Source organism: Streptomyces sp. NPDC007856 (genome assembly GCF_042868225.1).
In the GTDB taxonomy this organism is placed as follows: Bacteria; Actinomycetota; Actinomycetes; order Streptomycetales; family Streptomycetaceae; genus Streptomyces.
In genome coordinates this window covers 98109-109987 of record NZ_JBIAEC010000002.1, presented here as the reverse complement: position 1 = coordinate 109987, position 11879 = coordinate 98109, and the positions used below count along the sequence as shown (strand labels likewise).

Below are 11879 nucleotides of genomic sequence, written 5' to 3'. Positions count from 1 at the left end.
GGGGCTTGCGGGCCGCTGTCCACGGTGATGCCCGTTGGCCGTGTGGGATCCGGATCCGTGTCGGCCGGTCGAGGGCTTTCGGTCGGCGGTGCGGATCGGTTCCTGCGAGGTGCCGCTTTCGGGTCACCGTCCCCGGGGATGCCCACCGGTCCCGCCGGACCCGGGTCCACCGCGCCTGCCGGACCCGCCGGATCCACCGCGCCCACCGGATCCGCCGCGGCCGCCCGATCTGGGCCCACCGCGGCCCCCGGACCCACTGGGGCTGCCGGGCCCACCCGGGCTGGCGAAACCGCCGGGGGCTGGGGCGGCGCCGAAGGCGCCGGAGGCGCCTGGAAGGCTCGGGCCCGCGAGGCCGCGTAGCCGCTCCATCTCGCGGCGGTCGCGCTTGGTCGGGCGGCCGGTGCCGCGGTCGCGAAGGCCGGCGGGGGCGACGGCCTCACGGGGCGGAGGCGGCGGGGAGTTGTCGATGTAGCACTGGGCGGCCACGGGAGCGCCGACCCGCTTGCGGATCAGGCGCTTGACGATCACGATCCGTTCCCGGCCCTCGTGCCGCAGGCGCACCTCGTCGCCGACGCGCACGGAGTAGGCGGGCTTCACCCGCTCGCCGTTCACATGGACGTGGCCGCCCCGGCAGGCGGTGGCGCCCAGGGAACGCGTCTTGATCAGACGCACGGCCCAGATCCAGCTGTCGATCCGGACCGTCTCACCCTTGCCCGGCCCCGCGGCCTCGGCAGCGGCCACCGCGGCGGCGATCTTCGGATCGGCCGGCTGCTCGGTGGAGGCGCCGGACCCGAGGACGTCCTGTGAGCCCTGGGCGTCCTCGGCGGGGCGGGGCCCGTCCGGTCCGCCGGTCCCACGGTTCACGTTCTCGTCCGCATCCTCGGAAGCCATGCCCCCGACCTTAACTCCCCGGGCCGGGTGAGCCGGAGGCGATTTTCCCTGGACGGTGGGGTGCCGGGTGCCGGGTGCCGGGTGCCGGGTGTCCTGGGTGCCGGTGCAGCGCAGGGCCCGGCTGCTCCCGCCTGGCGGACCCCGGATGAATGCGCCGTGCCTCGCCGGTGCCGTAGTCCCCAGCCCCTCCCGCAGCCGGCTGCGGCGGACATCCGCAGTGCGTGTGGGCGGCGGCCGGCCGCCCGTGCCGGTGGCGATCCGCGGGTTCGCGGCGGCGGCCCCGGGCGCGGCGTGCACGAGCGCCGATGGGGCATACGGTGGCCGTATGGACGACAGAAGCGCCCTCGCCCGGCTCGACCGGCGCGTCGCGGACTGCAGGGCCTGTCCTCGGCTGGTCGAATGGCGCGAGGAGGTGGCCCGGACGAAACGGGCCGCGTTCGCCGACTGGACGTACTGGGGCCGGCCGGTGCCCGGCTTCGGCCCCGCCGACGCACGGCTGGTGATCATCGGGCTGGCCCCCGCCGCGCACGGCGGCAACCGCACCGGCCGGATGTTCACCGGCGACCGCTCCGGAGACGTGCTCTACCAGGCACTGTACGACGAGGGGCTCGCCTCGCAGCCCACGTCCGTCAGCGCCGACGACGGGCTGGCGCTGTACGGCGTCCGTGTCACCGCGCCCGTGCACTGCGCCCCACCCGCCAACAAGCCGGCCCCCGGCGAGCGGGACACCTGCCGCCCCTGGCTGGTCCAGGAGCTGAGGCTGCTGCGCCCGACGCTGAGGGCCGCGGTCGTGCTCGGCGCCTTCGGCTGGCAGGCCGCGCTGCCCGCGTTCAGCGAGGCGGGCTGGACCGTGCCCAGGCCCCGCCCGGCCTTCGCCCACGGCACCCGGGTCGCGCTCGACGGCCTGGACCTCTTCGGCTGCTTCCATGTCAGCCAGCGCAACACCTTCACCGGCCGGCTCACCGCGGAGATGCTCCGCGAAGTACTGCGCACGGCAGCGGAGGCAGCCGGCCTGCGGTGACCGATCTCCAGCCGCCGCCCTTCGCCCGCCATCCGCCCGCCAGAGCCCGCAGTGGTCCTTCAGTCAGCGTCGCTGGGGTCGGTTCCGAACAGGTGCCGTACCGTCGAGCGGTAGTTGGCGCGGACGTGGTCGAGCGCGTGAGCGCGGGCGCGGTCGGGGTCGCCGGAGGCGATCGCCTCGTACAACTCGCGGTGCTCGGTGAGGAGTTGGGGCCATTCCTCGTTCCGCCGGGTGAGCCAGCGCAGGCGGCCGTCGACCGGCTCCATGACCGAGATCAGCAGGCTGTTGCCGGCCAGGGCGCGGATGCCGTCGTGGAAGCGCGTGTTGATGTCCGTGATCGCCTCGGCGTCGCCCTCCTTCGTCGCCCGCGCCGCCTGGTCGAGCAGGTCCCGCAGCTCCGCCAGGGCCCCGGGAGTCACCCGGGACGCCGCCAGCCCCGCCGCGTACACCTCCAGCGCCTCGCGCAGCTCGAAGAGTTCTCTGACGTCGGTCGGATCCAGCCGGCGTACCACCGTGCGGCGGGCCGACTCGAAGAGGACGAAGCCCTCGGCGACCAGCGCACGGATCGCCTCCCGCACCGGCACCCGGGAGACCCCGAACCGCTCGGCGAGCTCCCGTTCCTTCCTCGGCGGCCTCGGCGCCTTCCTGGGCCCGCTGTTCGGCGTGATCATGGTCGACTACTACTGGGTCAAGCGCGGCAAGGTCGACGTCGACGCGCTGTTCGACGCCCGGCCGGGCACCCCGTACCACTACCGCAAGGGCGTCAACCCGACGGCGCTGTGGGCGTTCCTGCCCTCCGCCGCGGTGGCGGCCGTGGTGGCGCTGGTGAAGAGCTTCAGTGATGTCGCGCCGTACTCCTGGTTCATCGGCACGGCACTCGCCGCCGGCCTGTACGCCCTGCTGACCCGCCGGGAGCGCGCGACGACGGCGAGGGAGGTCTGACCGGCGTGCGGATCATCGTCACCAACTGCAACACCACGCAGGAGATGACCGAGGAGATCGTCCGCGGCGCCCGCGCCGCCGCGGGCCCGGCCACCACGGTGACCGGTCTGACCCCCGCCTGGGGCCCGGCGTCCGCCGAGGGCTGGCTCGACAGCTATCTCTCGGCCGCCGCCGTCCTCGACACCCTGCGGACGTACGACGGACCCGCGTACGACGCCGTCGTCCTGGCCGGCTTCGGTGAGCACGGCCGGGAAGGTGTACGGGAGTTGGTGGACGTCCCGGTCGTGGACATCACCGAGGCCGCCGCCCACCTCGCGTGTCTCCTCGGCCGCCGCTACGGCGTGGTCACCACCCTCGACCGCTCCCGCGGCCAGATCGAGGACAGCCTGGAGACGGCCGGTGTGGCCCGGAACTGCGCCGCCGTCGTCGGCACCGGCCTCGGCGTCCTCGACCTCGCCGACGATCCGGGCCGCACCGAGGCCGCGTTCCTGACGGCGGCCGAGCGGGCCCGGGACGCGGGCGCCGAGGTGCTGGTCCTGGGCTGCGCCGGGATGACCGGACTGCAGCAGACGGTGGGGGAGAAGCTCGGGGTCCCCGTGGTCGACGGCGTGGCGGCGGCGGTCAAGCTCGCCGAGTCCCTGGTCGCCCTGGGCCTGACCACCAGCCGCGCGGGCAGCTACGACAGACCGCTGCCCAAGGGGAGGGTGTGGGGACGGCCGGCGCGGTGAGCCGCCAGGTGTGGCTTCCCGTCGCCACAGTGGGAGGCCGGCCGGGCTCAGGGCCGCCAGACGTACCGCACGTCCGGCTCCCGCTCCTCGTTCCCGCTGCCGTCGGTGAACTCGACCGCGGCGAAACCATGGCGCTCGTAGAAGCGGTGGGCGGGTCTGTTGACCTGGAAGGTCCACAGGTTCAGCCCGCCCGGGCTGCGCTCCTTGGCCAGGGCCACGAACCGGTCACCGACACCGCGCCCCCGCCACTCCGGGTCCAGGTACAGCTGCGACAGCAACTCCCCGTCCAGCACCATCAGTCCGACGATCCCGCCGTCGGCGGCCTCCGCCACCCAGGTCTCCCGGAACGGCACCACGACATCCCGGATGTACTCCCGGACCTCGTCGTCGGTGTGCGGCCGGACGACGGTGGGCAGGGCGGTGTCGAAGGACCGCAGATACACATCCGCGGTGGCACGGGCGTCCGCCGCCACGGCCCGGCGCAGCACGACCTCGTCCGTCACCGGTTCCCCTCCGGCTCCGGCACCACGGCCGTGCCCCGTTCCTCCGGCACCACGGCCGTGGCCGTGATCTCCACCAGCTGCCCGGTGTAGCCGAGGCAGGCGACCCCGAGCAGCGTGGACGAGTGCGGACCCGCGCTCAGCCCGGAGGCCTCCACCACCTCCCACACCGCGGACAGTACCGAGGTCTCGCTGCTCACCACGTACACATCCGTCGTGACGACGTGTGCCAAGTCGCTGCCGACGGCGGCCAGTTGCTCCCGGAGGTTGGCGAGCACCTGCTCGGCCTGCCGCACCGGATCCCCCGGGCCGACGATCTCCCCCTTCTCGTCGAGCGGCACGGATCCCGCGAGGAAGGCCAGCTTCGTCCCGGCCTCGACGACGGAGGCGTGGGAGTAGCGGGGCGGTGGGAAGAGGACCGGGACGGTTACGCGCTGGATCACTGGGACTGCTCTCCTGAAACGGCGGTGGACGACTTCCCGACGAATCCCGATGATCGGGCCCCTAGGCCCTGCTCGCATCCGAATTACCAGGACGCCTCCGCCGACGGGACGCCGACGGCGGAGGCGTCGGCGTACGGACGCGTCGGCGTAAGGACCCTCCACTCGCCAACCGTCCTCGCGGGCCACGCGTCCGCCGTCGATGGGTTCCGCCGCGATCCGCGCCGGCACCTCCCGACGCCGCCGGAGCGCGGCCGCCCGCGGCGCCGCGGACCGGCGGGCCGCGGCGGCCGAAACGGCCCGGAACTCCTCGCTGTCCTCGGCTGTCTCGACCCGGTCGAGGCGATACAACCGTGTCCGCGGTGCCGAGTCGAAGTGCGGGTTGCTCCGCAGCAGATCGGGCTCCCCGAGCAGGTGACGGGCCATGCCCGGTATCCATCCCCGAGCGCGCAGCCCCGCCATCGACACATGCGTGCGCGGCTGCGGCGCGACCGCCCGGTCTTCCTGCTGCCGTGGGGCTTCCCCAGCCCGCTCGTGCCCGCTCTCGCCCCTGTGCCTGCCGTCCTGGATCGTCACGACTGCCTCCCCCGTCGTAACACTGCCTCACGATTCCTTGATAACGCGTGCCACTGACAACGGGCTGTGACCAGGTTGTCGAAGCGGGAAGCCTCGCGGAATTTCGGGAGCGGACTCCGTGACGGCTGCGGCAGGCTGAGCCCGTGCCGACGCCCATGCCCTCGCCCCGGTTTCCCGATTCCCTCTTCCTCGACCGTACCGCCGACCGCCTCGCCGCCCTCCCCGCCGTCCGGGCGGTCGCGCTCGGCGGATCCCGGGCCCAGGGCACTCACCGGGACGACAGCGACTGGGACCTGGCGATCTACTACCGGGGCTCCTTCGACCCCGGCGACCTGCGGGCCGTCGGCTGGGAGGGCGAGGTGTCCGAGGTCGGCGGCTGGGGCGGCGGGGTCTTCAACGGCGGGGCCTGGCTGACCATCGACGGACGCCGGGTCGATGTGCACTACCGGGACCTGGACGTGGTCGAGCACGAGCTGGCGGAGGCGCGGGCGGGACGGTTCCGGGTGGAGCCGCTGCTCTTCCATCTCGCCGGCATCCCCACCTATCTGATCGTGGCCGAACTGGCCGTCAACCAGGTGCTGCGAGGCACCCTGCCCCGCCCGGCGGACTACCCGGCCAGGCTGCGCGTCACCGCCGCCGAGCGCTGGCAGGGCACCGCCCGCGCCACCCTCGCCTATGCAAAGGCCAACCACGCCTCCCACGGCCGCCTCACGGAGACCGCCGGGTCCGTCGCGACGGCCGCCGCCCAGGCCGCGCACGGAGTGCTCGCGGCACGCGGCGAGTGGGTGACGAACGAGAAACGGCTGCTGGAGCGGGCCGGGCTGCGGCGGATCGACGCGGTGGTGGGTGCGCTGCGGGCTCAACCCGAGGCCCTCGTCGCCGCCGTGACCGAGGCCGAGGAGATCGTCGCCGGCGCATTGCGTTCATAAAGAAACCGGCCCGCCCGGCCACCTTTCACGTGCCGGAAACGTGAGCGTCCAGTTCGCACCGAGAACGCCCCCTACCGTGGAAGCACAGCCATCCGGCCGCCGTCGTCCGAAGGCAAGGCACGTCCCGCCCGCGTACGACAGGAGTCCCGTGTCCCGGCCCGCCGCCCCCCTCTGGCTCGCCCATGCCCTGCGCGCCCAGCGCGGTCCCGTTCCCTGGAGCGCGGTGACCCGGGGCGCGCTCGCCGCCGGTCCGCTGCTGCTCGCCGGCGTCGGTACGGGACACACCGCCCCCGGCGTCCTCGCCGCCATCGCCGCCATGCTCGCCGGCATCAACGACCGGCCGGGCAGCCGGCGCGCCTCCGTCAAGCGGCTCGGGGTGCCCGCGCTCGCCGGGGCGCTCGGGCTTGTCACGGGGACGTATGCGGGGCATGCGCTGGCCGCCGTTCCGCTGACCCTGACGCTCACCCTGCTCGGACTGCTCGCCGGTGGCATCAGCGCGGTCGGGCCTGTCGCCTCCGCCGCGGGAACGCAACTGCTCGTCGGCGCCGCGATCGGCGCCGGGATGCCGGCGGCCGAGAGCGGCTGGCAGCGGGCCCTCGCCTTCCTCGCCGGGGCCGGTTGGCTGCTTCTGCTGCGGCTCGCACTGCCCACGCCCGGTTCGCTCGCCGGGGACTTCCGGTTCGACGGGGAGCGGGAGGCCGTGGCCGATGTGTACGACGCCGTCGCCGCCCTCCTCGACGCCGTGGGCGGTGACCACGCCACGGCCCGGCGGGCCGCGCTCACCGCCGCCCTCGACCAGGCCCAGGACGCCCTCGCCGGGCCCCGGCTGCGCCGGTACGCCAGTTCCGCCGCGGAGCGCCGGCTGCATGCGCAGTACGTGGCCGCCCTCCCGCTCGCCGAGGCCGCCACCGCGCTGTTCTGGGCGGGGGAGCCCGTCTCCCCGCGGACCGCGGCAGGGCCCCGGCGGCTCGCCGCCGCCGTCCGCGGCAACACCGGCACCGGCCCGCTGCCCGCCCCCCATCGCTCGGCCCCCGCCCTGCGCGCCCTCGACGACGCCCTGCTGCGCGCGGCCGAGGCCTTCGACCGGGCCGAGGACGCACCACACCGGCCGCTCGCCCGCCGCCGGGACGTACGACACGCCGTACGCGCCGCGCTCGGCACCGGCGGACGCGAGTACGGGCTGCGGGTCGCCCTCTGCTTCGGGGCCAGCGCGGCCATCGCCCAGGCGCTGCACCACGCCCGCTGGTACGGACAGCACCAGCACTGGTACTGGCTGCCCGCCACCGCCGTGTTCCTCGTCAAGCCCGACCTCGGGCCGCTCGCCTCCCGCGTGCTGTGCCGGGCCGCCGGGACCGTGCTGGGCGCCCTGGTGTTCGCCGGGCTCGCCACGCTGCTGCCACGCCCGGCCGGGCTGATCGCGCTGGTCGCGGTCTGCGGGGCGCTCGTGCCGGTCGCCACCCGGCACTTCGCCGCGCTGACCGCCGTCGTCACCGTCCTCGTCCTCGCCCTGGTCATGGCCGGCGGTGAGCCGCAGGCCTCCCTCAGCCGGATCGGCGAGACCGTGCTGGCCTGCGCGCTCGTACTGGTCGTCGGGCATCTGCCGATGCCGGGGCAGCGCGGCGGCAGGGTACGGGAGCGGCTCGCCACGGCCGGGAGTGCCGCGCACACCTATCTGGCGCACGTCCTCGCCGAGTCCGACGACCGCGCCGAGCGGTGGGCGCTGCGCCGGGAGGCCTACCGCACCCTCGCCGAGGCGCGCACCGCCATCGCGCTCGCCGCCGCCGAACTGCCCGCCCTGGCCCGGCACACCGCGGGCACCGACGCCGTCGCGGACGTCCTGGAGCGACTTGTCGACACGACCACGGCCTGCGCCGTACACCTCGACGACACGGGCCGGCTCACACCCCGGCACATCGGGCAACTCCAGTGCGTGCTGGGGGAGTTGCGGCTTCAGGCAGTCGAAGTACGGCTGCCCGCCGTGCAGCGGATCGAGGTGTAATCCCTCACCCTCGACCGCCCCTCCCGTAAGGGAGTTGGAGTACGGGAGCCGGACGCCGGCGACACGCGGGTCCGGGTGCCGGAAAAAATCTTCGCGCGCGGCGATGAGTTCCACGCCCGGCGGCGGTCACCACCCCGAACCGACCGCAGGACAGGAGGGCCCATGTCGCTACCGGAGATCGTCTCACGCGAGCAGTGGCGCGCGGCGCGCGAGGAATTGCTGCGCAAGGAGGAGGCGGTCAGACGGGCCCGCGAGGTGCTCGGGGAGGAGCGGCGGCGGCTGCCCATGGTCGAGGTCGACGCGGAGTACGTCTTCGAGGGCGGTGACGGCAAGGCCACCCTCCTGGACCTCTTCGAGGGCCGGGCCCAGCTCGTCGTCCACCACTTCGTGTTCGCCCCGGAGTGGGAGGCCGGCTGCCCGTGCTGCTCGGCCTTCCTGGACCAGGTCGGCCATCTCGCCCACCTGCGGGCCCGCAACACCTCCTTCGCGGCCGTCTCCCGGGCCCCGTTCACCCGGATCCTGCCGTTCAAGGCGCGGATGGGCTGGGTGGTGCCCTGGTACTCCTCGTCGTACCCCTCGTCCCACGGCGACTTCAACATCGACTTCGAGGCCACCGTGGAGTCGGACCGGGGCCTGGTCGAGCGGCCGGGCGTCAGCTGCTTCCTGCGGGACCGCGACCGGGTCTTCCACACCTACTCGGTGTACGGCGAGGGGCTGGACGGCCTCGGCACCCTCGCCGGTCTGCTCGACCTCACCGCGCTCGGCCGCAGCCCAGCCGGCAGCGACCGGCCACGCCTTCACGACGAGTACGACTACTGACACGGAGGGTGCGGTTCATGTCTCCATGTGAACGGTTCCGCACGCTCCGCGCCGAACGAGTGTAGGTAATGTCTCAGTCCCGTCACCGAGCGAGGCGTTTCCCTTCTCCTGGGCGTTAACTCCTATGAGTACGACGCTTTCTGGAGGTGCGAGATGGTGAACGGGCGAACGGTGCTCGAGCGCTTTCCCGCCGGTGGTCCGCGGGGCTCCCGGCCCGCGGAGGAGTTCGCGCACGCGCGGCGTCTGGAAGGCCTGCCCGCCGAAGTGGTCATGGACCTCTCGACGGACACCTTCCTGGTGATCGTGCGGGGGACCGAGGCGGCCGAGTGAGCGCGCTGTCGCCGTCGGCCGTGCTCAGGCCGGCTTCGGCGCCGGTACCTGCGCCGTGAACTGTTCCGCCTGCAGCGCGTACAGCTCGGCGTAGACACCGCCCCTGGCCAGCAGCTCCTGAGGCGTGCCGGACTCCACCAGCCGCCCGTGCTCCAGCACATGCACCAGGTCGGCATGCCGGACCGAGGCCAGCCGGTGGGTGATCAGCACGACCGTCTGCCCGCCGCCGGCCAGCGCCCGGATCTTCTCGAACACCTCCAGCTCGGCCCGCGCGTCCAGCGCTGCCGTCGGCTCGTCCACGATCAGCACCCGCCCGCGCCGGTACGCCGCCCGGGCGATGCCGAGCCGCTGCCACTGACCGCCGGACAGCTCGTGCCCGCCGCTGAAGTCGCGGGCCAGCAGCGTGTCCAGGCCGCGCGGCAGATCCGCGACCACCTCCTCGGCCCCCGCTTCGGCGACGGCGGCGGCCAGCCGTTCCTCGGTGATGGGCGCGGCCGAGCGCCCGACGGCCACGTTCACCCGGGCGGTGAACGGCCAGCGTTTGAAGTCCTGGGCCACCATGGCGATCCGCTCGGCGAGCAGCCGCCGGTCGGCCCGCGCCGCGTCGACGCCGTCCCACAGGATCCGGCCGCGGTCCGGGGTGTACAGGCCCGCGAGCAGCTTGACCAGCGTGGACTTGCCCGAGCCGTTCTCGCCGACGAGCGCGATGATCCGGCCGAGCGGCAGCGTGAGGGTGACGTCGTCCAGGGCGGGGCGGGCTCGCAACTCGGCGGAGCCGGCTCGCAACTCACCGGTGGAGGCCTGCAACTCACCGGTGGAGGGGGCGGGCGTGTCACTCGGATAGCTGAAGGTGACGTGCTCGAACCGGATCTCCTTCGGGTCCTCCGGCAGGGCCTCGCCGCCCTTCGGGACGGCCCGCTCGGCCGCCTCCACGTACAGCCGCTGCAGATCCCCCACGAACAGGGCCTCCTCGTGCAGCTGGTTGATCTCCAGCACCAGTGTGTCCAGGCTCGACGCACCCGTGCGGATCGCGATCACCGCCGTACCCGCGACCGACAGGGCCATCGCGCCGGCCAGCAGCAGCGCCCCCAGCGTGGCGTAGGTCGCCAGCGTGGCGAGGCCCGTCCAGCCCGCCGCGATCAGTCCGGTCCGGGCGGCGAGCCGGGCCAGCCGGGCCTGCTCCGCCTCCGCCGTCTCCGACATGGACCGGAAGTGCCGCAGCAGGAACGGGCCGACCCCGTGCACCCGGATCTCCGGGGCCGCGGCCGGCTCGGTGAGCAGATGGCTGATCAGCCGGCCGGCGCGGGCGTGCTGCACCCAGACATGGAAGGACTCGTAGCGGCGCCGGGCGTTGGTCAGCGCGCTCCAGGCGCTCGGCAGGGTCATGGTGACCAGCAGCGGCAGCAGGAGCGGATGCAGCACCGCCAGCACGCCCGCGGCCGCGATCAGCGAGATCAGCGCGCCGATCACCCGGGCGCCGTAGGAGATCATGCGGCGCGCGGACTCGGCGCCGTACCGGGCGGTGTCCAGCAGTTTGTGGAAGGCGTGGTCCTCGATGGCGGCCAGCTCCACGTTCGCCGCCCGCTCCAGATACAGCTCCGTCGCCACGCGCTCCACCTTGGGCTCAAGCCGCCCGATGGCGTAGGTGGAGGCCGCCCGCAGCAGCGCGGCCACGAGCGATACGGCGGCCATGGCGAGCAGTGCGGGGGCCGCCGACCGGAGGCGCTGCTCGATGTCCGGGCCGGTCAGCAGCCTGGCGAGCGCGTTGTTCACGGCCAGCAGGCTCACCGCCTGGGCGGCGCCGCGCAGCGCCTCGGCGGCCAGGACGATCCGCGCGGCCCGCGCGTCGGCCTGCAGGGCAAGCCGCAGACTGGACGCCAGCATGCCGGGCAGCCGGATGACCATCGCCCGGAAGCTCAGTTCCAGGAAGGCGTCCGCATGCTCGTTCCAGCCCATGTCGTACCGCAGCGCTCCCCCGAACAGCAGCCGCTCCGACCCCGACACCACGGGCTCGGGCGTCCCCCGCTTCTTCGTCACATGGCCTCCCGGAGCATGACGGAACGGCCACTATCTCCGGGCGTACGGGTGGCGGGGGAGGGCGCGAGGGGGGAGTGCGGGGGAGCGAAGGGAGTGCAGGGCGAGCCCGCACTGCAGCGGGCGTCACCGCCGAGGCGAGCGCGGCCTCACGCCGCCCGGGACCAGTCCGGAGTCGTCCCGGTCACCCGACACAGGGCCAGGTACAGCGGGATCGGCGGGGTGTACGGAACCGTACCCTCCGGACGGTGGATGAGCCGTGCGGTGCCGGTGACCAGGGCGCCGGGGGCGTAGTGCGCCGGAGAGGGCCAGGGCAGGGCGTAGTCGGAGTCCGACGGAACGATCCACCACCAGCGGGCGCCGTCGGTGTACACACAGCCCAGCCGCGGCAGCCGGGGTACGACGAGCGGGCCGAGGCGGTCGGGCACGGCCACGGCGTCGCAGCCGAGCGGTGCGGTCATGCCCTCCGGCACCGCGAGCCGGCGGGGTGCGTCCGGGACGGACCTGTGTCGTTGCAGCCGCACCAGGGTGTCCAGACCGAGGGACCGCTCGGGGCCCTGGCCGACGGCACTGACGGCAAGGGCGGTACGGGGGGCGCGCGCGGCGCCGGGTCGGAAGGGGCTCGTGACGTCGTGACTGTTGTCGTGCCCGTCTGACTCGTGCCCATCTG

Annotated in this window: 12 protein-coding genes and 1 pseudogene; 7 read left to right on the top strand and 6 right to left on the bottom strand. The window is 74.1% G+C overall.

The genetic code is table 11. The features are described 5' to 3' along the window. Window positions 1-123 precede the first annotated feature (123 nt). Window positions 124-891 carry an RNA-binding S4 domain-containing protein gene (locus ACFYOH_RS04930; RefSeq protein ID WP_388621271.1) on the bottom strand — a complete coding sequence of 256 codons (768 nt, stop codon included), beginning with the start codon at window positions 889-891 and terminating at the stop codon, window positions 124-126. A gap of 325 nt (window positions 892-1216) precedes the next feature. On the opposite strand from ACFYOH_RS04930, the gene ACFYOH_RS04925 reads away from it, so the two are divergent. Next, window positions 1217-1912, top strand: coding sequence for a uracil-DNA glycosylase (locus ACFYOH_RS04925; RefSeq protein ID WP_388621269.1), 696 nt, complete (start codon window positions 1217-1219; stop codon window positions 1910-1912). A 59-nt stretch (window positions 1913-1971) separates the two neighbouring features. Here ACFYOH_RS04925 and ACFYOH_RS04920 read toward each other — a convergent pair whose 3' ends face one another. Further along, window positions 1972-2583: a GntR family transcriptional regulator gene (locus tag ACFYOH_RS04920; RefSeq protein WP_388621267.1), complete on the bottom strand. Its 612-nt coding sequence runs from the start codon at window positions 2581-2583 to the stop codon at window positions 1972-1974. Here ACFYOH_RS04920 and ACFYOH_RS04915 point away from each other — a divergent pair. Both ACFYOH_RS04915 and ACFYOH_RS04910 read left to right on the top strand, forming a co-directional pair. Beyond that, window positions 2534-2854, top strand: a pseudogene (locus ACFYOH_RS04915) (cytosine permease); the annotation flags it as partial. The gene ACFYOH_RS04920 and the pseudogene ACFYOH_RS04915 overlap by 50 nt on opposite strands. Window positions 2855-2859: 5 nt before the next feature. Beyond that, window positions 2860-3582, top strand: coding sequence for an aspartate/glutamate racemase family protein (locus tag ACFYOH_RS04910; protein WP_388621265.1), 723 nt, complete (start codon window positions 2860-2862; stop codon window positions 3580-3582). A gap of 47 nt (window positions 3583-3629) precedes the next feature. Here the strand turns inward: ACFYOH_RS04910 and ACFYOH_RS04905 are convergent, their stop codons facing one another. After that, window positions 3630-4085 carry a GNAT family N-acetyltransferase gene (locus tag ACFYOH_RS04905; RefSeq protein ID WP_388621263.1) on the bottom strand — a complete coding sequence of 152 codons (456 nt, stop codon included), beginning with the start codon at window positions 4083-4085 and terminating at the stop codon, window positions 3630-3632. Beyond that, a complete protein-coding gene (locus ACFYOH_RS04900) occupies window positions 4082-4525 on the bottom strand; it encodes a RidA family protein (protein ID WP_388621261.1) in 444 nt (147 codons plus the stop codon). The genes ACFYOH_RS04905 and ACFYOH_RS04900 overlap by 4 nt, the downstream gene beginning before the upstream one ends. 728 nt (window positions 4526-5253) lie before the next feature. Here ACFYOH_RS04900 and ACFYOH_RS04895 point away from each other — a divergent pair. The 4 genes from ACFYOH_RS04895 (at window position 5254) to ACFYOH_RS04880 (ending at window position 9175) form a co-directional block, all read left to right on the top strand. Beyond that, window positions 5254-6027 carry a nucleotidyltransferase domain-containing protein gene (locus ACFYOH_RS04895; protein ID WP_388622312.1) on the top strand — a complete coding sequence of 258 codons (774 nt, stop codon included), beginning with the start codon at window positions 5254-5256 and terminating at the stop codon, window positions 6025-6027. A gap of 148 nt (window positions 6028-6175) precedes the next feature. Continuing rightward, window positions 6176-8026: an FUSC family protein gene (locus ACFYOH_RS04890; RefSeq protein ID WP_388621259.1), complete on the top strand. Its 1851-nt coding sequence runs from the start codon at window positions 6176-6178 to the stop codon at window positions 8024-8026. A 162-nt stretch (window positions 8027-8188) separates the two neighbouring features. Continuing rightward, window positions 8189-8845 carry a DUF899 domain-containing protein gene (locus ACFYOH_RS04885; protein ID WP_388621257.1) on the top strand — a complete coding sequence of 219 codons (657 nt, stop codon included), beginning with the start codon at window positions 8189-8191 and terminating at the stop codon, window positions 8843-8845. A 153-nt stretch (window positions 8846-8998) separates the two neighbouring features. Next, window positions 8999-9175, top strand: coding sequence for a hypothetical protein (locus ACFYOH_RS04880; RefSeq protein WP_388621255.1), 177 nt, complete (start codon window positions 8999-9001; stop codon window positions 9173-9175). A gap of 24 nt (window positions 9176-9199) precedes the next feature. Here ACFYOH_RS04880 and ACFYOH_RS04875 read toward each other — a convergent pair whose 3' ends face one another. Both ACFYOH_RS04875 and ACFYOH_RS04870 read right to left on the bottom strand, forming a co-directional pair. After that, a complete protein-coding gene (locus tag ACFYOH_RS04875; protein WP_388621253.1) occupies window positions 9200-11212 on the bottom strand; it encodes an ABC transporter ATP-binding protein in 2013 nt (670 codons plus the stop codon). Window positions 11213-11358: 146 nt separating this feature from the next. Further along, the gene (locus ACFYOH_RS04870; protein WP_388622311.1) at window positions 11359-11745 is read right to left on the bottom strand and encodes a hypothetical protein; all 387 of its coding nucleotides are present in this window, start codon (window positions 11743-11745) and stop codon (window positions 11359-11361) included. Between the last annotated feature and the right edge of the window lie 134 nt (window positions 11746-11879).